Consider the following 18,035-nt stretch of genomic DNA (forward strand, 5'->3'; position numbering starts at 1 on the left):
GCTGGATCAAGACACGAGGGAGGTGATTCGGCGATTCCATGGGGCGGCGGCGCGAATGCGCCGCCGCACTCGTTTATAGTTCCTGAAATATGAGAATGATGAGTCGTCGCCGGACTTTTGTGTTTTTGTTCCTGAAATATCGGAATAATTGGCGATCCGGCCGACGAATCACTATAATTCCGATATTCTCGTAACTATGCTGTCGATCGCCCTTCGATGGCGCTTTGTTCCTGAAATTTCGGAATTATGGCCCGCACCTTACCGCAACCCGTCGCGATACCTGACCCGCTCGCACCGGATCTCGCCACCTTGGGGGCGCTCGTGCGCAACCGGCGCGCGCAGAACCAGATGCGGATCGACGATGCAGCCGACATGCTCGGCGTCTCCAAGGACGTACTGTCACGCCTCGAAAACGGGCGCGCGGTGAGTCTCGACAAGTTGTTCAAGGTGCTGGACGGCTTTGGCCTGAATTTGCTCGTCGTGCCGAAACGCGACGTTCAGGTGGCGCGCAAGGCAGTGCGCGATCACGCGACGATACGTGCCGTTTCACCTAGCACGTCCCGTTCGTCCGAGGGCGCGTGATGATCCATCGCCTGCGGATTTCGGCTGACGGCTTGCCGGTCGGACAACTGACCTATGATGCCCGCCGCGACGACTACGGTTTTTCCTACGATCCGGCGTGGCTCGCGCGGGCAGACGCGTTTGCGTTGTCGCCGTGCATTCCGCTCGATGGCGGCAAGCCGCCGGCGGGCGCGATCCAGCGCTTCGTGGGCAATCTGCTTCCCGAGGGCCGCGCACTCGACGTGGCCGCATCGATGTATCAGATATCGAAGGACAACGTATTCGGCCTGATCCGGATGCTCGGCAAGGAGCCCGTTGGTGCGTTGAGCTTCATTCCGGACGACGATGAGGCCGGGCGGGCATCCGAACCTCTCGAACCCGTGCGCCGACCGATCTCCGCGGAGGAACTGGCCGACCGTATTCGCAAGCGCGATGCGATCCCGTTTCCCGTCTGGGACGATCGGGTGCGCCTGTCGATCGCCGGCCATCAGGACAAGCTGCAGGTGCTCGTCGAAGGCGAGCATATCGCGCTTGTGGACGGGGCACTGAGCAGCTCGCATATTCTGAAGCCCGAGTCGCGCAGCCCGAACGCGCCATTCATGGTCGCCAACGAGCATTTCTGCATGACGTTGGCAGCCCGCATGGGTTTGCCGGTCGCGCATGTCGAGATTCGACGCATCCCCGAGCCGATTCTGCTGATCGAGCGATTCGACCGGCTCGTGACGACCGACCCGGACGACCCGCAGCGCGCGAGCGCTGTGCGACGGCTTCATGTCATCGATGGATGCCAGGCCCTCGACTTGCCGGCGACGCTCAAATACGAGCGCAATCTCGGCAACAACGCGGACGTGCGCAATATTCGCGAAGGCGTGAGCTTCGAGAAACTGTTTTCGCTGACATCGTCTCTGGAGACACCGGCCGTCGCGCGCACAGTCATGCTGCGCTGGGCGTTGCTGCAACTGCTGATCGGCAACAGCGACGCGCATGGCAAGAACATTTCGTTTTTTGTCAGCAGCACCGGGCTCGAGCCGGCGCCGTTTTACGATCTGGTATGCGTGAACGTGTACGGCGACGCTTACGTGCAGGACATGGCGATGGCGTACGGAGATGTATTCCGGACCGAGGAACTGACCGCTTTCGCGCTCGCGGACTTCGCGCATCGCGTGCAGATCCGGCCGGCGCTCGTTGCGCGTGAAATGACGCGGATGGCGACGCTGGCTGCGGAACTGGTTCCCGGGTTGACGGAGTCGGGCGTCTATATGGGCGACGAGCGTGCGTGGGTGCATCGTATCGCCGAGTACGTGCGAGTGCAGGCGGAACGCATCACGCGTATTGCGCCCATGGTGCCCAAGGTCGACGTTACGCTGCTCTGAGCGTGTGCTTCACCGACCATCGGCACGCCACGTCTGCGCCCGCGTTGCGTGCAGGAATGACGGGTGATATGGGATGGGCGGCAGTTCAGTTCGGCTGCGTCAACTGGGCTTCCCACTTCTTCAGGATGCGCCCGCGTGCCCGACTGAAATCCACCCAACAGTTGAGCCAGGCGTCACTCGGAATCATCTGCTGCGGATTGGTGGTCTTCACGTAGTCGCAAGTATCGCCGGCAAAGCCGGCCCAACCCGTCTGCGATTTCGCGAGTTGGGCGGCAGCGTCGGGGTTGCGTTGGCGCAGCTTGCGAGCAAGCGACCGGTACGCGCTGTCGACTTGCTGCAGCTGCTGATCGAGCACGCAGCGCCGCACGGCTTCCATCGTCGGCCCGTTCGCAGTCGACGGCAGCGAAAGCCGATACAGGGCCGGCCGACAGCGCAGCCATGGCAAGCAGCCGGGCCGCACAGCGTCGGGCCGGAGCCGCGCGAACGCGGGAGCCCATTGCTTACTTCGCGTTGCGGTTCGCGGTGGGCGCCGGTGACGGATCGCTGACCGGCACCATGTGCGCCTTCACGTTGTTCGCGTCGTTCGCGGTATTCGCGCTTTTCGCATCGTCCTCGGGTTCGAGTACGAACCGGAACGAATCGACCCGCTGCATCACTTTCGCCGCATACGCACTCGATCCGCCGCTGTAGCTCTTCAACCCGGCCTGCACGTTGCCGCCGGCCGCCTTCACGTAGCCCGACAGAATGCGCGAGCCGACTTCGACGTTCGCATTCGGCTCCGTCAGATCCTTCACGTTGCGCAGCATGCCGCGGTGCGCGGACGGCACGACCTGCATCAACCCGGTCGCGCCATGCTGGCCGCGCGCCTTTTCCTGGAAGCGCGATTCGATCGAAATAATCGCGTAAACGAGTGCCGGCGGCAGCGAATATTTCGTCGCAGTGACGCTTACGATATCGGCGAGCTTTGCAGCCTTTTCTCGTGCGACGCCGAATTTCTTTGTCAGGTAGGACGTGATGCGGCGGTTTGCTTCGTTAGGCTGATCGTTGGCGAGCGGTGCGGATGCGTCGCCTGGCGCGGATGCGGCTGCTTCGGGCGCAGAGGCAGGCAAGGCGGGCGCCTGCTGCGCCGCGGCGTGCTGCGCAATGCCGAGCGAAAGCACGATCAGCCAGAAGAACCGTCGTCGCATGGTGGAGTGCGGGGAAATGGGAGGCGCATAGTATATCGACCAATCGCGGCGGGTGGTCGAGGGCGGGTTCGAATGAAAGCGACGTGTAGGCTTGTCACATTCGCGATGATCGACGCGCCGATCGTTGCGCGGACACGCATCGGAGTCCGGACGAACGCTAGTTGATGATCTCGCCGATACCGGTTTCGATGCGGATTCTGAGCTGCTCGATGAACTCCGGATCGTAGGGTTCCCAGCTATCGAGTTCGCCAACGATCTTCAAAGGCGATGTGCTTCGATACGATCGCGTCGGATTGCCGGGGAATTTCTTGTCCGTGACGTTCGGGTCGTTTTCGAATTCGCCAGTGGGCTCGACGATGTAGACCCGCGGCCGGCCGTCGCCTTTGGCCATTTCCGCAGCCAGGCCGGCGCCTTTGGGCAGGGCCGTGAAATAAATGTGATTCATCACGACGTCATGCCGATAATTCGATCGGAAGCCTGCCGTCAGCAAGTCGCCGATCCGCAAATCCGCTTTCGTGCCATGAAAAAACGGGCCGGTGTCGAGCACAGCCATGGTTGCTCCTTCGAAAAATTCCGTGACGGCTTCTACGCGCGCCGCGCGCTCGCCGCCCGCGCAATCGCGCCGATCGCGTCGCTGACGAGCACCGCGAGCAAGCCGACGATCACGCCGCCTTGCAGCACGAACGCGGTGTTCGACGTCTGCAGGCCCGCGATAATCACGTCGCCGAGCCCGCGCGCGGCGACCGTCGAGCCGATCGTCGCGGTGCCGAGATTGATTACGACCGCGAGGCGGATACCGTTGACGATCACCGGGAACGCGAGCGGCAGCTCGACGGACACCAGTTGCTGCCAGCCGCTCATGCCCATCCCGCGCGCGGCGTCGACGACGTCACGCGGCACGTCCTCGAGCCCCGCGATCGTGCTTTCGAAAATCGGCAGGAGCCCGTACAGCACGAGTGCGATCAGCACCGGCTTCAAGCCGAAGCCGACGGCCGGCACGGCCAGCGCGAGCACGGCGACCGGCGGGAAGGTCTGGCCGATATCGACGACGCTGCGCGCGACCGGCAGGAAATCCGCGCCGAACGGCCGCGTGACCGCGATGCCGGCCGCGACCGCGACGATCGTGCCGATCAGGCTCGACAGCGCGACCGTGCCGAGATGCGCGAGCGTGAGATCGAGCAGGCTCGCGCGATCGTAGATCACCGGCGCGCCGTTGTCCGCGAACGGCGCGAACAGGCCCTGCAGCCACGCGGGGCGCAACAGCAGCACGAGCAGCAGCGCGAGCGCGGCCGCGCGGGCGACGTACGCGGGAAGTGACGACTGCTTGAACTGCACGCTGCCGCGGGTCGTCATGCGGGCTTCCTCGCGTGTGCGCGGATCGCGTCGAGCGTGATGTGGCGGGGGCCGCGTGCGTTGGGCGTGCCGTTGGCCGTATCGTCCACGGGCAGCGCATCGACGCCGCGCCACAACAATTCGGACACCGCATCGCGCAGCGTGCGCGTCGCGGCGATCGGTTCGCCATCGACGTGGCCGGCTTCGGCCACGGTGTCGATCGGTGTCAGCGCGAGCAGGCGCAGCGGCCGGTCGACGCCCGCGACGAGCTGTTCGACCACACCCGGCGCCGGGCCGCCGAGAATCTCGGCCGGCGACGCGACCTGCAGCAGTCGCCCGCCGTCCATCACCGCGATCGTGTCGCCGAGCTTCAGCGCTTCCTCGATATCGTGCGTGACGATCACAACCGTGATGCCGAGGCGGCGCTGCAGCGCGAACAGGTCGTCCTGCGCCTTGTTGCGGATGATCGGATCGAGCGCGCCGAACGGTTCGTCCATCAGCAGGATCGCGGGCTCGGCGGCGAGTGCGCGCGCCACGCCGACACGCTGCTGCTGGCCACCCGACAGTTCGTGCGGCAGCTTGCCCGCGAACTCGGCCGGCGCGAGATGGAACAGGTCGAGCAGTTCGTTCACGCGCGCGTCGATGCGCTCGGCGGGCCAGCCGAGCAGGCGCGGCACGGTCGCGATGTTGCGCGCGACGCTCCAGTGCGGAAACAATCCATGCCCCTGGATCGCATAGCCGATGCCGCGCCGCAATTGCTCGGGCGCGACGGTTGCCGTATCGACGCCGTCGATGCGGATCGTGCCGCTGGTCGGCGCGATCAGCCGGTTGATCATGCGCAGGAGCGTCGACTTGCCGCTGCCCGATGCGCCGACGAGCGCGGTGATCGTGCCGCGCTGCACCGTCAGCGATACGTCGTCGACGGCGAGCGCGTCGCCGAAGCGTTTGCCGATCCGTTCGATCTCGATCATCCTGCACGCCCTTTCGCGAGCGACGTCGCGGCTTCGAACACGACCGCGGACGCCAGTGCGAGCGCGATCGTCGGGATCGCGCCGAGCAGCACGAGATCGGCGGCCGATTGCCCGATCCCCTGGAAGATGAAGGTGCCGAACCCTCCGCCGCCGATCAGCGCGGCCACCGCGGTCAGGCCGATGTTCTGCACGAGCACGATGCGCACGCCGCTCAGGATCACCGGCAGCGCGAGCACGAGATCGACGCGCAGCAGCCGCTGCACGCGCGTCATGCCCATCGCGCGGGCCGCTTCGGTCACGTGCGGTGGCACCTGTTCGAGCCCGACCACGACGCTCGATGCGATCGGCAGCAGCGAATACAGGAACAGCGCGAGCACGGCCGGCGCGACGCCGATCCCGCGAATGCCGAGCGCGGCCGCGAGCGGCACGTGCGCGGCGAGCAGGCCGAGCGGCGCCATCATCAGCCCGTACATCGCGATGCTGGGGATCGTCTGCACGATATTGAGCACGGGCATCGCGACGGTGCGCACCGTCGCGATGCGCGCGCAGGCGATGCCGAGCGGCACGCCGGCGACGAGCGCGGCGGCGACCGAGCCGCCCGCGAGCGACACGTGACGGATCGCCTCGCGCCAGAAATCGTCGCTACGCACCGCGTATTCGCGCATCACGGAGAGGCCGTCCCACCAGCCGCTCGCGAGCGGCACGGAAACCGCTGCTATCGCGACGGCGAGCGCGGCGAGGCGCCGCCACGGGCCGAACGCGAGGCGCGCGAGCGCGTCGGCGATCAGCACGGCCCACGCGAACAGCAGCAGCCAGACGCCGGCGTCGGGCGACACGCGGGCCAGCATGTCGTCGGGCGCGACGACATGCGTCGCGGCCGCGCCGACTGCATACGCGAGCGTCGCGAGCCCCGCGCAGCCGGCCGCGAGCCGCCACGCGGGGCGACTCGCCGTCATCGCCCATAGCGCGCCGACGGTCCATAGCGCGGCGAGTGCGGCGCCCTGCATCGGCGGCAGCGCGGCGAACACCGACAGCCCGGTGCCGGCCGCGATCCGGTTCGGCCGCAGCACCGCGAACGACAGGCCGAACACGGCGACGATCGTCAGGATGCCGATCAGGATGCCGACCTTGTCGAGCGTGACGCGCCGCGCGGACGCGGCCGCACGCTCCGTCATTTCACGAAACCCTTCGCTTTCAGGTAGCTTTTCGCGACGCCGGCCGCCGGCTCGCCGTTGAGCTGGATGCGGGCGTTCAGCGATTGCAGCGTCTTCAGGTCGAGGCTCGCGAACACGGGCTTGAGCAAGTCGGCGATCTGCGGATGCGCTTTCAGCGCGGCTTCGCGGATCACCGGCGCCGGCGCGTAGACGGGCTGCACGTGCTTGTCGTCGTCGAGCACCGCGAGGCCGCTCGATGCGATGCCGCCGTCGGTGCCGTAGACCATCGCGGCGTTCACGCCGTCGGTCTGGTTCGCGGCGGCCTTGATCGTCGCGGCCGTGTCGCCGCCGGACAGCACGACGAGCTGCTCGGGCTTCAGCTTGAAGCCGTACGCTTTCTCGAACGACGGCAGCGCCGACGCGCTGTTCACGAATTCGGCCGAGGCCGCGAGCTTCACCTTGCCGCCGCCGGCCACCCACTTGCCGAAATCGGAGAAGGTCTTCAGGTGCTGCGACTGCGCGACGGGCGCGAGCAGCGCGACGCCCCACGTGTTGTTCGCGGGCGCCGGGGCGAGCCACACGAGATGGTTCGCCGCGTAGTCGAGTTTCTTCGCGGTGTCGTAGCCCTGGCTCGCGTTCTTCCAGACCGGGTCGTCGGCCTTGTTGAAGAAGAATGCGGCGTTGCCCGTGTATTCGGGGTAGACGTCGATCTCGCCGCTCGTGAGCGCCTTGCGCACGATCGGCGTCGTGCCGAGCGCGATCTTTTCGGTGACGGGAATGCCGTGGGCCTTCAGCACCTGTGAAATGAGGTTGCCGAGCAGGTTGCCTTCGGTGTCGATCTTCGACGACACCACGACGGGCGTGTCGGCGTGCGCGCCGGGCGCCACGATGGCGGCGGCGAACGCGAGGCCCAGAATCCGGGCGGGCAGGGCGAGCTTCATCGGGGCCAATCTCCAGGACGGGGGCGTACGCCGAAAGTTACTTGACTGAGCCGGCTTTGGCAAACCGCGTGCGGCGGCGTGTCCACAGCCGGTGTGGGGATAACCCGCATCCGTCATGCGGGCTTGTTACACTGAAATTCGTTCCCTGCCTGCGGACATTTGCTGACATGAAGCCCGAGCTGCTGGTCCTCATCGCGCTGCGCGGCGACGCGCATCGCGAGATCGCCGCGTCGTTCGACGTGCGTTATGCCCCGACGCCCGATGCGCGCGAACGCGCGATCGCCGAACACGGCGGCACGATTCGCGCGGTGCTGACCAACGGCAGCACGGGGCTGACCGCCGCCGAGATCGACCGGCTGCCGCGGCTCACGTTCGTCAGCGCGCTCGGCGCGGGCTACGAGCACATCGACGTCGCGCACGCGAAGGCGCGCGGCATCACCGTGGTCACGGGCGCCGGTACCAACGACGATTGCGTCGCCGATCACGCGTTCGCGCTGCTGCTCGCGGCGGTGCGCAACGTCGTGCAGCTCGATGCGAAGACCCGCGCGGGCGTGTGGCGCGACGGGCTGTCGATGCCGCCGAACGTGTCGGGCAAGAAGCTCGGCATCGTCGGGCTCGGCAAGATCGGCGAGAAGTGCGCGCGCCGCGCGGCCGGCTTCGACATCGAGATCGGTTATCACAACCGCTCGGAGAAGCCCGTGCCGTACCGCTATTTCGACCGGGTCGACGCGCTCGCGCAGTGGGCCGATTTCCTGATCGTCGCGACGCCTGGCGGCGCGGGCACGCGGCATCTGATCGATCGCACCGTGCTCGATGCGCTCGGCCCGGGCGGCTTTCTCGTCAACGTATCGCGCGGCAGTGTTGTCGATACCGCTGCTTTGGCAGACGCACTGCGCGAAGAGCGCATCGCGGGCGCGGGGCTCGACGTGTACGAAGGGGAACCGGAGCCGCCGCGTGCGCTGACCGATCTCGACAGCGTCGTGCTCACGCCGCACATGGGCGGCTGGTCGCCCGAGGCGCTCGATCGCTCGGTGCGGCAATTTCTCGACAACGCGGCGCGGCATTTCACGGGGCAGCCGGTGTTGACGCCGGTGTGAGCGCCGGGCGGCGGCGTCGAATCAGTCCGCCTGCTTGCAGAATGCCCAGTAGAAATCCGGCAGGTTCGCCGGCTTGGCGGCATCGAGGTCGATCCAGCCGAACTGGTGGTGCTCGTCGCTCAGCACGATTTCACGGCGATCGACCTCGCACCGGAAGCACACGATCAGGACGCGCTTGCCCGGCACGACCTCGCACGAACGGCTGCCCACGTAGCGGATCGCCGATGCGACGATTCCGCATTCCTCCTGCACTTCGCGTGTGACGGCGTCTTCGAGCGATTCGCCCGCTTCGGGCCAGCCGCCCGGCAGCTCCCACTCGTCGCGGGGATTGCGCAGGAACAGGACGGAACGGCCATCGCGGACGATGGCTTTGGCGCTGAGGGGAATCATGGGGGCTCACCGTGGGCATTCGATTTCTGCAGCCTAGCGCAGGTGTTCCCTTCTTGCAGTGATTCCCCGCCCGCATCGACGGGCATGCGGGCGGGGAACGCGGCGCCGTTACGCCGGCAGCCGGCGCACGACTACGCGCCGGTCGACGGCGAAGCCAGCGGCACCGTTACCGACGTGCCGGCCGGATCGAGCGTCAGGCCCGTGCCGGGCGTTGGCCGCAGTGTCGCCTCGTAGTCGCTGGAGAGGACGACGAGCCCGAGCCGGTGGCCGGCTTCCAGCTTGTAGTCGCGCGGCATGAAGGTCAGCTTCAGGTCGTACGGCATGCCGGGCAGCACCGGTTGCGACACCCACTCGGACAGCCGGTTGCGCGGGTCGGTCCATGCGCGCGTGACGATCGTCGCCGTGCCGTCCGGCGCGCGGTCGACCAGCAAGGCCGTCACGTTCGCGACGCCCGTGAAGGTCAGCCTGACGCGTGCGGTCGCGGCGCCGGACAGGCGTGCCGCGGCCGTCAGCGGGGCCGTCTCGAAGCGGCTGCGGTTCTCGCCGGTCGCCGTGTTCGCCAGCGTGAGCGCGGGAATGCGCGCATCGTCGGTGAAGCGCGCGAGCGGGCCGCCGCTCGGCAGCCGCAGCAACGTGCCGGTGGTCGCGCCGTCGCCGCCCGCGAAGTACGTGACCGGCGTCGCGTGGCGCGCGGCCCAGTCCGCTTCCTTCAGCAGCGTGCCGTCCGCCTGCGCGACCACCGCGCGCGGATCCTGCTCGACGCCGTTGTCATAGCCGATCAGGTAGCGCGTGAACCAGCGGTTCACCTCCGCGGTCCACGCGTCGGCCATCCCGGGCACCCGGGTCGGATCGGTGTGCTTCAGGCGATGCAGCCACAGCTGGGTCGGCACGCCCTGGCGTCGCATCGCCAGATACCACGACGTCGACTGGTCGACGCGCACGTTGTCGTCGGTGAGACCCTGCGCGACGAGCGCCGGCGCGACCGCGAACGCGGTCGGGATGTCGCGGGCGGCCCAGAACGGCGAATAGTCGCCGGTCTTGCGGTCTTCCTGCTGCAGCGCTTCGTCGATCAGGTGCGTGCAGCGCTCCGGATGCGCGTTGGTCAGCAGCGCCTTGATGTACACGTCGACATCCTCGCCCTGATAGCCTTCCGGCGCACGCACGAGGCCGCCCGAGCGGTAGTAGCCGTACATGTTCGACAGCCCGGCGATCGGCACGATCGCGTCGAGCCCGCGCGTGCGCAGGCTCGCGACCATCTTCGGCAGCGTGCCGTCGTACGACACGCCGTACATGCCGACGTGGCCGGTCGACCAGTTCGCGACGACCGTCTTGCCGTTCGCGTCCTTCGCGGTCGCGTCGCGCCCGAGCCAGCGGATCACCGACGCCATCGCGACCGATTCGTCGCGCGTCAGGATCGTCGGGCAGCCGTCCGAGCCGGCGGTACCGAGCGAATCCGCGTAGACGATCGTGAAGCCGCGCGGCACGAAGTAGCTTTCGATCCACGAGCGGCCGGCGGCAGCCGCCTCGACCTGCTGCAGCATCCGCGACTGCGGCGCGGCGGCCAGGATGCGGGTGGATGCCGATGCCGCGGCACCGGCGGTCGCGGCCGGATGCGGCGTGCCGTCGAGTTCGACGTCGACGTCGTGGTTGGGGCTGTCGGCGAGCCCCGCGTAATACGGGCTCGCGAGCACGATGACGGGGGTGCGCGCGCCGTTCGCGGTTTCGGACGGCCGCACGATGCGCACGTGGATGCGGTCGCGCGTGCCGTCGCCGTCGGAATCGACCGGCGTGTCGACCCACGCGTTTTCCTCGATCGTGCCGCCCGACAGCGATGGCTGCACCTGGCCGTTGCTGATCACCGGCTTGTAGCGTCCGCTGCTCGCCGGGTTCGCGTACGGCACGCCCGACGGCGAAAAGCGCGACGCGAGCGATGGCGCACCGGCTGTATCGGCCGCGGCGGCGGCCCCCTCCTGTTGGCCCTGCGCGAGCGCTGACACGCCCGCCACGCTGCCGCCGTCGTCGCCGCCGCACGCGGCGAGCGTCGCGGCCGCCACGAGCGCGGGCAGCCATGCGCGCCGCACTCCGGTTCGATGAATGTTCATTGAATCGACCTCGTCTCTTGTGTTTGTCTGGAACCGGCCGGCTCGCGATACGCCCCCTGCGGCCTGGCCGGGTGCTGCGTCGGATGAAGCGGAACTGCACCATCAAAAACGGCGGGCGAGATGGATGAGCGTCTCGCCCGGTGCCGGCGCGCGTCAGGCGGCGCGCATCCGGTCAGCGTCGAGGCGAGTACATCGCCCCGAACGGAAATCGTCAGTGCGGCGGTTCGCTGAGAATGCAGGACTGCGAATCAAATGCGGGCATGCCCGGGCTTCCTTCAGGTTTCGGATGAAACGGAACGGCGCGATGCGATGAGGCGGGAGTGTTGCGAACGGCGGTGCTGCAACGGCAGGAAAGCGCGACGCGAGTCGGCACGCTGGCCGGATTGCTTTCCGGAAGCTTGCGCAAAAGTTATCTCAGTGAAATGTTCGTGTCAAACTTTTTTAGTTCGAGTCAAACAAAGTTTCGACGTGTGTGCGGCATGCGCGCTCAACTTCCCGGCAATCCGTCCGTAAACAATGAAAAACACGCTTAAAACGAGAGAGAGGGCAATGACGATTACGGTCACGGCGGCGGGCGGCCTTACGCTCGCGCAAATGGCACAGGCGGCGCTCGACGGGCGCCAGACGACGGACGCGACGGCGTCCGGCGCACCGCAAGACGAACCGATCAGCATCCGGGCAATCGATCCGCAAGCGCAGCAGGCGGCGATGACGAAACAGTTGTCGATGGTGGGCGACCTGTCGATGAAGCTGCGCGGCGTGACCGACGCGCTCGCGACGAGCCTGCAGGACATCGTCGCGAAGCGGCCGGATCTGGCCGATGCGCAGTTCGACTTCATGACCGACGCCGGCCGGATCAAGGTCGTGTCGAAGACGATGACGGACAGCGATCGCGCATGGGTCGAGTCGACGCTGAATTCGAACGCCGGCCTCGTGCTCGCGACGCGCGATTTTCACGAGCAGGCCGTCGATATCGCCGCGCAGGGTGCGGCCGTGCGAGGCGACACGTTCACGGACAGCGATCGCGCGGCGGCGAGCCTGGCCGCCGACACGCGCTTTCACTTCATGAGCCTGCTCAACCGGTCGGTCGCGGAGAACCCGCCGCCCGTGGCGCCCGGCGGGCACTTCACCACGCAGGACGGCACGACGCTGACGATCGAGCCGTCGGCCGGCACCGCGCGCGGCACGCTCGCGTTGCTGGACGCCGCGCGCCAGCTATCGTCGGGCGGAGCGATCTTCGTCGATTCATCCGGCAACAAGTCCTACGGCATGCGCACGGAACTCGTCAACGTCGGCTTCGACGTGCTCGCCGGCTACACGCCGGACGGCGGCAACAGCGTCGGCTTCCACGAGATCGCGTAACGCCGCGCCATTCGCGCCGATTGCGCCTACTCGTCGCGCAGCGCCTCGGCTGGCCGCACCCGCGCGGCGCGCCAGCTCGGGTACAGCGTCGCGACGCAAGACATCAGGAACGCGGCCGACGCGATCTCGATCACGTCGATTGCCGACAGCTTCGACGGCAGTGCGCTGAGGAAGTACACGGACGGCGTCAGGAAACGGATGCCGAGCAACTGCTCGACTGCCGGCAGCACCACCGGGATGCTCACCGCGATCGCGCAGCCGAGCGCGACGCCTGCCAGCGTGCCGGCGAGCCCGATCGTCATCCCCTGGATCGCGAAGATCTTCATGATCGAGCGGGGCGGCGCGCCGAGCGTGCGCAGGATCGCGATGTCGCCCTGCTTCTGCGTGACCGTCATCACGAGCGACGACACGAGGTTGAACGCGGCGACCGCCACGATCAGCATCAGGATCAGCGACAGCATCCGTTTCTGCAGCCGCTCGGCTTCGAACCACGTGCGGTTCTGCCGCGTCCAGTCACGGATGTAGAGGTTGCCCGACAGCGAGCGCGACAGCGCGAGCGCGATCTCGGGCGCGCGCTGCAGATCGTCGACGCGCAGCCGGATGCCGGTCGGCGCGTTCACGTTGGACAGTTGCTGCGCGTCGCGGATATGGATGTACGCGAGCGCGCTGTCGTACTGGTAGTGGCCCGACTCGAACGTGCCGACCACGTTGAACTGGCGGAACCGCGGCAGCGCGTCGCCCAGGCGCGCGGTGTTGCCGGGCGCGAAGAACGTGATGCGGTCGCCGATCTTCACGTGCAGCGCGTCCGCAAGCGCGGCGCCGAGCACGATGCCCATCTCGCCCGGCACGAGCGCGTCGAGGCGTCCGGTCTTCAGCTTGCGCGCGATCTCGGACACGCGCGGCTCGAGCACGGGATCGATGCCGCGCAACGCGACGCCCGTCACGTTGCCCGCGTTCGTCAGCAGCGCCTGTGCGTCGACATAGGGCGCGACGGCACGCACCGCCGCATTCTGTAACGATTCGTGCGCGGTCAGCCGCCAGTCGGGCATCGCGCCGGACGGCGAGAAGATTTCCACGTGTGCGAGCACCGACAGCATCCGGTCGCGCACCTCGGTGCGAAAGCCGTTCATCACCGACAGCACGACGATCAGCGCGGCCACGCCGAGCGCGATGCCGGCCATCGCGGCGCCGGCGATGAACGACACGAAGCCGTCGCCGGCCGAGCGCCGGCCGCCGCGCGCGTAGCGCAGCCCGATCTGCCATTCGAACGGGAGTTTCAAGCGGTTTCCTTTCATTTCGATTCGATCCTGCCGAGCCGCGCATTCTAGCGAACGTGGCGCGACCGCGTGTAGCCGTCGGGTAGCGACGGCCCGCGACCAGCCGATACCCGACCGCCTGCCAGGTCGGAGACGTATCGTGGACGGCGCCCGCGTGGGCCGCAACTCGTCGAAGCCGCGATGCTGCACGAGGACCGCTGGTTCCGGTGGCATCCGGGTTTCAATCCGTACGGGCTCGCGTGCGACGCAGGGATCACCTACGTGCGCGGCGGGCAGGACGCGATCGACCGTGCGCTGGCCGCGTCGCGTAACCGGCTGTATGCGCGCTGGCTGACGACGCATCCGGGCGATACGTCGCTCAAGCCGCTGTCCGCGTTGCCGTTCGACGCGCCGCATGCGGTCGACCAGGCGCTCGCCGCGCGCAACGATACGCGCGACATGGGCGTGCTGCATCCGGATTGCCGCGATGCCGGGCAGGTCGAAGGCGACCCGCCGCGCATCACGTCGCCGCTACGCGACAGTCCGTATGCGATGCGCGTGAAGACCACCGACGAAACGCGCATCGCGTTCAACGCGACCGCCGATGCGAGCGCGCATGCGCTGTACGGGTTCGTCAACGATGCGTACGTCGGCCGCAGCGCGCCGGGCGACGCGTTGTTCTGGCAGCCGCGCACGGCCGGCAGCTACACGGTGCGGGTGGTCGACGATCACGGGCGCAGCGATCAGCGGCCGCCGGGAGTGGGGCTGGAGCAGTAAGCAGGCGCGGCCCGCTCGCGCCGGTTCAGACGCTGTAGCCGATTCTCAGCACGCCCCATGGCCGTCCGCCGACGACGATCGGCGCGGACACGTCCTTCATCAGCGCGAACTGGCCGTTGCCCATGTCGCGCCGATAGGTCTGCAACAGGAACGGCTTGTCATGCGCCACGGACATGCGCGCCGTGCGGTCCGTGTAGATCCGGCGGTTCCGGCAATTCGCCGCGTTCCACGCGGCATCCGCGCGCTGAGGCAGCGAGAACTTGCGGTTGTGGGTCGGCAGGTAGCACTGCCGGTCGAAGCTCGCGCAATAGACGACGCGTGCGTCGACGTCGAGCACCGGCTCCTGGATGGCGGGCAGCACGCGATCGGTAAACGCCGTGAAGCGCGTCATGAACTGCTGCGGGTCGGTGCCGGGAATCGGTTCGTAGTGCGTGTCGAAGAGTGCGTCGAGCGTGATGTCGCCGCGGCCGACCGCTTCCTCGAAGAGCTTGCTGATCGCGGCGGCCGTGCTTCGCGCGGTGTCGATCAGGCGCGTGTCGGGCGATTCGATGCCGGTCGCGGCGGTGAGCTCGATCAGCGTCTCGGAGACGGAGAGGAGATTGCCGAGGCGGTCCTTGGCCTGCGAGAAGTTGTCGGCCGAGTTCTCGACGCCGGACGCCATCTCGCCCACCTGTTCGTCGAGACGGTGGCACTGCGCTTCGATCTCGTCCGTCAGCGACGCGATCTGTTCGGCCTCGCCGGCCAGCTCGGTGATCGCTTGGCCGGTCGCGTGCACGACCTCGCCGATCGTGCGCGTGCCCTCGCGCACGCGATGCGCGCGGGCAGCGTTGTCGGTGCCTTCCGCGAGCAGGTGCTCGGTCTGCTCCGCGAGCCGTGCGAGCGTCGTCTCGATCTGGGCCGTCGCCTGCCCGGTTTTCGCGGACAGGTTCTTGACCTCGGCCGCGACGACCGCGAAGCTGCGCCCCGACTCGCCGGCGCGCGCGGCCTCGATCGCGGCGTTCAGCGCGAGCAGGTGGGTCTGGCGCGCGATGACGGAGATTTCCTCGGACACGGTCCGCACGTGGTCGAGCGCATCGCGCAGCGCGCCCATCTGGTCGCTGATCGTGGTGACGCCCTCGACGAGGCCGTGAATGTCCGCGAGCGAGGCTTCGATCGTCTGCTGCGACTGCTGCACCGCATTCGACGCATTGGCGCTGACGTCGCGCACCTGCTGCGCGGCCTCGGCGATCCGGTGGTTGCCGCGCAGCGTGAGGGCGGCCGATTCGCGCAGCGTGTGGCACACCTCCGCCTGCCGGGCGACACGGGCGGCGACTTCCTCGACGTGGCCCGATACGTCGCAGATCTCGATGCCGAGCTTGCCGGCCTGCTCGGCGATGTCGCCGACGAGTGCGCGCGATGAACGGCGGCCGCGGCCGATTCCGAAGAAGTTCACGTTGGTGGGTCTCCTTGAGGGCACGCGCGCCGGGTTCCCGGCGGATGTTGGGCGTGCGTTCCTGACTTGACGGCCGCACGGCCGCGGACTTGAGGTCGGGTAAACATCGAGATCCGCGTGCCGGATGGCCGGAGCGGCGCCGGGCAAGGGCGCGTTCGCACCACGCTTGCGCGACGTTTCCGGGGGCGGCTGCGCGGCGGTGTGGAGCCGGACGGGCGGCCCGTCGCGGCCGCCCGTCCGCAGGCGCTGCGTCAGAACACGTGGTGGATGCCGGCGTTGACGCCGACCGTCGTGCCCGGCAGCCCGTACAGCGCGCCGCCCGTGATGCCGAGGCCGGTATTCATCGCGCCGTGGTTGTTGACCACGCCGACCTGCGCATACAGGCCGGTTCGCTTCGACAGGCTGTAGTCGGCGCCGATCGCGGCCAGCAGCGAATGATTGTGCGAATCGTTGCGGTCGGTCGTGTACCACGCGCCGGTGTTCAGGTCGAGGGCCGGCGTGACGCGATAGTCGAGGCCGGCGCTATACACGTTGTTGCTGAACGAGCCGGCGACCTTGTAGCTCGTGAACGATGCCTTGCCGGTCACCGGCCCGAACGTGTAGCCGGCGCCGATCGTGCGGCCGACGAACTCGACCGTGCTCGCAACCGGCGTCGGCGACGTGCCGCCGTTGCCGTTGTAGAGCGCCGCGTTGAGCATGAAACCGCCGTTCGTATAGGTGAGGCTGCCGGAATACTGGCGCCCCGCCTGGAAGTCGCCGGCCTTGCCGCCGAAGCCGAACATCGCGCTGGCCGTCAGCCCGGCGATCGTCGGGCTCGTGTACGAAATCGCGTTCGGGTTGAAGAGGCCCGTGACGAGCACGTTGTCCACGTACGGCACCAGCGCGGCGCCGAAGTGCGAGACGTTGCGCGGATCCGATCCGAGGATCGCGAGCACGAACGGCGAGAACTGCAGGCCGACCTTCGTTTCGCCGAAGCCGCCGTCGATTCCGACCCACGCCTGGCGGCCGAAGAAGTTGCCGTTCGAGTGGCCGAACGCGCCGTCCGTGATGTTGAAGCCGCTTTCCAGCTTGAATCGCGCGTGCAGCCCGCCGCCGAGATCCTCGGTGCCCGTGATGCCGAAGTTGGTCGGCGTCATGCCCGTGTCGGTCAGCGCGAACTGGCGTCCGGCGTTGCCGCTGGTGGCCGAATCGAGCGATCGGTTCGTATAGAGCAATGCGGCGTCGAGATCGCCGTACAGCGTGACGCTGCTCTGCGCGAAGCTGCTCGTGCTGGCGGCCGCGCCGAGCAGCGCCGCGCACATCGTCCATGTCCTGCTCTTCATCGTCTGTCTCCGTTTTGTGAGTGTTGTAATACGCATCACTAATTAAAAATGCAGTGGCGGAATCATTGCGAGCCGCCTGCATGCCGTGCCGTCGGGGAACGCACGGCGATGCTTGTCGCCGGTGCCGCAACACGACCGCGAGCCCGGTGTGAGAGACGGGCAAGCGGCCATACTGCGGCGCCGTGGTGAAGCGATCCACCGGCCGTGGCGGGCGATGTCACATCGAGTGGTTCAACTGCTCGAGGATGGCCGGATTCTCGAGCGTGGACGTATCCTGCGTGATCGCCTCGCCCTTCGCGAGCGAGCGCAGCAGGCGCCGCATGATCTTGCCCGAGCGGGTCTTCGGCAGGTTGTCGCCGAAGCGGATGTCCTTCGGCTTCGCGATCGGCCCGATCTGCTTGCCGACCCAGTCGCGCAGCGTCTTCGCGAGCGCCGCCGCTTCGTCGCCTTCCGGGCGCGAGCGCTTCAGCACCACGAACGCGACCACCGCCTCGCCCGTCGTGTCGTCCGGACGGCCCACTACCGCCGCCTCGGCCACGAGTTCATGCGACACCAGCGCCGACTCGATCTCCATCGTGCCGAGCCGGTGGCCCGACACGTTCAGCACGTCGTCGATCCGGCCCATGATCGTGAAGTAGCCGGTCTCCTTGTCGCGCACGGTGCCGTCGCCGGCCAGATAGAGCGTGCCGCCGAGTTCTTCCGGGTAATAGCTCTTCTTGAAACGCTCCGGGTCGCCCCAGATCGTGCGGATCATCGCGGGCCACGGGCGCTTGACGAC

At 67.7% G+C, this 18,035-nt stretch carries 18 protein-coding genes; 5 read left to right on the forward strand and 13 right to left on the reverse strand.

Features of this window, described 5'->3' with window-relative positions; genetic code table 11:
• Positions 1-246 precede the first annotated feature (246 nt).
• Positions 247-582 (forward strand): helix-turn-helix domain-containing protein, encoded by a 336-nt coding sequence (locus H3O04_RS24205; protein ID WP_043887612.1) that lies wholly within the window; start codon positions 247-249, stop codon positions 580-582.
• Positions 582-1,934, forward strand: a complete 1,353-nt coding sequence (locus H3O04_RS24210) for a HipA domain-containing protein (RefSeq protein WP_034175155.1) — start codon at positions 582-584, stop codon at positions 1,932-1,934. Before H3O04_RS24205 ends, H3O04_RS24210 begins: the two co-directional genes overlap by 1 nt.
• A gap of 85 nt (positions 1,935-2,019) precedes the next feature.
• Here H3O04_RS24210 and H3O04_RS24215 read toward each other — a convergent pair whose 3' ends face one another.
• The 7 genes from H3O04_RS24215 to osmF all read right to left on the reverse strand — a co-directional run bounded on the left by H3O04_RS24215 (position 2,020) and on the right by osmF (position 7,519).
• Positions 2,020-2,310, reverse strand: coding sequence for a hypothetical protein (locus H3O04_RS24215; protein ID WP_023476370.1), 291 nt, complete (start codon positions 2,308-2,310; stop codon positions 2,020-2,022).
• 124 nt (positions 2,311-2,434) lie between these two features.
• Positions 2,435-3,121, reverse strand: a complete 687-nt coding sequence (locus tag H3O04_RS24220; RefSeq protein ID WP_202588592.1) for a lytic transglycosylase domain-containing protein — start codon at positions 3,119-3,121, stop codon at positions 2,435-2,437.
• Between the two features lie 157 nt (positions 3,122-3,278).
• Positions 3,279-3,674 carry an NAD(+)--rifampin ADP-ribosyltransferase gene (arr, locus tag H3O04_RS24225; protein WP_023476372.1) on the reverse strand — a complete coding sequence of 132 codons (396 nt, stop codon included), beginning with the start codon at positions 3,672-3,674 and terminating at the stop codon, positions 3,279-3,281.
• A gap of 32 nt (positions 3,675-3,706) precedes the next feature.
• A complete protein-coding gene (locus H3O04_RS24230; RefSeq protein WP_034175156.1) occupies positions 3,707-4,474 on the reverse strand; it encodes an ABC transporter permease in 768 nt (255 codons plus the stop codon).
• Complete coding sequence (locus H3O04_RS24235; protein ID WP_006480602.1) at positions 4,471-5,424, reverse strand: ABC transporter ATP-binding protein; 954 nt, start codon at positions 5,422-5,424, stop codon at positions 4,471-4,473. Before H3O04_RS24235 ends, H3O04_RS24230 begins: the two co-directional genes overlap by 4 nt.
• Complete coding sequence (locus tag H3O04_RS24240; protein ID WP_006480603.1) at positions 5,421-6,599, reverse strand: ABC transporter permease; 1,179 nt, start codon at positions 6,597-6,599, stop codon at positions 5,421-5,423. Before H3O04_RS24240 ends, H3O04_RS24235 begins: the two co-directional genes overlap by 4 nt.
• Entirely contained in the window at positions 6,596-7,519 is a 924-nt protein-coding gene (gene osmF, locus H3O04_RS24245) for a glycine betaine ABC transporter substrate-binding protein OsmF (protein ID WP_006493662.1), read from the reverse strand. Before osmF ends, H3O04_RS24240 begins: the two co-directional genes overlap by 4 nt.
• Positions 7,520-7,686: 167 nt before the next feature.
• On the opposite strand from osmF, the gene H3O04_RS24250 reads away from it, so the two are divergent.
• Positions 7,687-8,616 carry a 2-hydroxyacid dehydrogenase gene (locus H3O04_RS24250; RefSeq protein WP_034175157.1) on the forward strand — a complete coding sequence of 310 codons (930 nt, stop codon included), beginning with the start codon at positions 7,687-7,689 and terminating at the stop codon, positions 8,614-8,616.
• A gap of 21 nt (positions 8,617-8,637) precedes the next feature.
• Here the strand turns inward: H3O04_RS24250 and H3O04_RS24255 are convergent, their stop codons facing one another.
• Entirely contained in the window at positions 8,638-9,006 is a 369-nt protein-coding gene (locus H3O04_RS24255) for an NUDIX hydrolase (protein ID WP_023476376.1), read from the reverse strand.
• Positions 9,007-9,137: 131 nt separating this feature from the next.
• Positions 9,138-11,108: a Xaa-Pro dipeptidyl-peptidase gene (locus tag H3O04_RS24260; protein ID WP_202588593.1), complete on the reverse strand. Its 1,971-nt coding sequence runs from the start codon at positions 11,106-11,108 to the stop codon at positions 9,138-9,140.
• Positions 11,109-11,657: 549 nt separating this feature from the next.
• Here H3O04_RS24260 and H3O04_RS24265 point away from each other — a divergent pair.
• Positions 11,658-12,470, forward strand: a complete 813-nt coding sequence (locus H3O04_RS24265) for a hypothetical protein (protein WP_237666405.1) — start codon at positions 11,658-11,660, stop codon at positions 12,468-12,470.
• A 26-nt stretch (positions 12,471-12,496) separates the two neighbouring features.
• Here the strand turns inward: H3O04_RS24265 and H3O04_RS24270 are convergent, their stop codons facing one another.
• Positions 12,497-13,765: a lipoprotein-releasing ABC transporter permease subunit gene (locus tag H3O04_RS24270; RefSeq protein ID WP_124592458.1), complete on the reverse strand. Its 1,269-nt coding sequence runs from the start codon at positions 13,763-13,765 to the stop codon at positions 12,497-12,499.
• Positions 13,766-13,927: 162 nt separating this feature from the next.
• Between H3O04_RS24270 and H3O04_RS24275 the strand changes: the two genes are divergently transcribed.
• Positions 13,928-14,503: a hypothetical protein gene (locus H3O04_RS24275; RefSeq protein WP_237666406.1), complete on the forward strand. Its 576-nt coding sequence runs from the start codon at positions 13,928-13,930 to the stop codon at positions 14,501-14,503.
• A gap of 25 nt (positions 14,504-14,528) precedes the next feature.
• Here the strand turns inward: H3O04_RS24275 and H3O04_RS24280 are convergent, their stop codons facing one another.
• From H3O04_RS24280 to H3O04_RS24290, 3 genes are all read right to left on the reverse strand, one after another.
• Positions 14,529-15,935: a methyl-accepting chemotaxis protein gene (locus tag H3O04_RS24280; protein ID WP_124592459.1), complete on the reverse strand. Its 1,407-nt coding sequence runs from the start codon at positions 15,933-15,935 to the stop codon at positions 14,529-14,531.
• A gap of 251 nt (positions 15,936-16,186) precedes the next feature.
• Positions 16,187-17,257 (reverse strand): porin, encoded by a 1,071-nt coding sequence (locus tag H3O04_RS24285; protein ID WP_202588595.1) that lies wholly within the window; start codon positions 17,255-17,257, stop codon positions 16,187-16,189.
• Positions 17,258-17,474: 217 nt separating this feature from the next.
• A partial coding sequence (locus H3O04_RS24290; protein WP_442862839.1) for an AMP-binding enzyme occupies positions 17,475-18,035 on the reverse strand: 561 nt, incomplete at its 5' end.

This window comes from Burkholderia sp. KCJ3K979 (assembly GCF_016759955.1).
GTDB classification, from domain to species: Bacteria; Pseudomonadota; Gammaproteobacteria; order Burkholderiales; family Burkholderiaceae; genus Burkholderia; species Burkholderia orbicola.

What these genes read in the sequence shown, in the direction of transcription:
- H3O04_RS24235 (WP_006480602.1), bottom strand. Translation starts at nt 5,424, where the DNA reads ATGATCGAGATCGAACGGATCGGCAAACGCTTCGGCGACGCGCTCGCC.
- H3O04_RS24230 (WP_034175156.1), bottom strand. Translation starts at nt 4,474, where the DNA reads ATGACGACCCGCGGCAGCGTGCAGTTCAAGCAGTCGTCACTTCCCGCG.
- H3O04_RS24270 (WP_124592458.1), bottom strand. Translation starts at nt 13,765, where the DNA reads ATGAAAGGAAACCGCTTGAAACTCCCGTTCGAATGGCAGATCGGGCTG.
- H3O04_RS24215 (WP_023476370.1), bottom strand. Translation starts at nt 2,310, where the DNA reads ATGGAAGCCGTGCGGCGCTGCGTGCTCGATCAGCAGCTGCAGCAAGTC.
- arr (WP_023476372.1), bottom strand. Translation starts at nt 3,674, where the DNA reads ATGGCTGTGCTCGACACCGGCCCGTTTTTTCATGGCACGAAAGCGGAT.
- H3O04_RS24260 (WP_202588593.1), bottom strand. Translation starts at nt 11,108, where the DNA reads ATGAACATTCATCGAACCGGAGTGCGGCGCGCATGGCTGCCCGCGCTC.
- H3O04_RS24250 (WP_034175157.1), top strand. Translation starts at nt 7,687, where the DNA reads ATGAAGCCCGAGCTGCTGGTCCTCATCGCGCTGCGCGGCGACGCGCAT.
- H3O04_RS24285 (WP_202588595.1), bottom strand. Translation starts at nt 17,257, where the DNA reads ATGAAGAGCAGGACATGGACGATGTGCGCGGCGCTGCTCGGCGCGGCC.
- H3O04_RS24220 (WP_202588592.1), bottom strand. Translation starts at nt 3,121, where the DNA reads ATGCGACGACGGTTCTTCTGGCTGATCGTGCTTTCGCTCGGCATTGCG.
- H3O04_RS24240 (WP_006480603.1), bottom strand. Translation starts at nt 6,599, where the DNA reads ATGACGGAGCGTGCGGCCGCGTCCGCGCGGCGCGTCACGCTCGACAAG.
- osmF (WP_006493662.1), bottom strand. Translation starts at nt 7,519, where the DNA reads ATGAAGCTCGCCCTGCCCGCCCGGATTCTGGGCCTCGCGTTCGCCGCC.
- H3O04_RS24205 (WP_043887612.1), top strand. Translation starts at nt 247, where the DNA reads ATGGCCCGCACCTTACCGCAACCCGTCGCGATACCTGACCCGCTCGCA.
- H3O04_RS24275 (WP_237666406.1), top strand. Translation starts at nt 13,928, where the DNA reads ATGCTGCACGAGGACCGCTGGTTCCGGTGGCATCCGGGTTTCAATCCG.
- H3O04_RS24210 (WP_034175155.1), top strand. Translation starts at nt 582, where the DNA reads ATGATCCATCGCCTGCGGATTTCGGCTGACGGCTTGCCGGTCGGACAA.
- H3O04_RS24255 (WP_023476376.1), bottom strand. Translation starts at nt 9,006, where the DNA reads ATGATTCCCCTCAGCGCCAAAGCCATCGTCCGCGATGGCCGTTCCGTC.
- H3O04_RS24265 (WP_237666405.1), top strand. Translation starts at nt 11,658, where the DNA reads ATGACGATTACGGTCACGGCGGCGGGCGGCCTTACGCTCGCGCAAATG.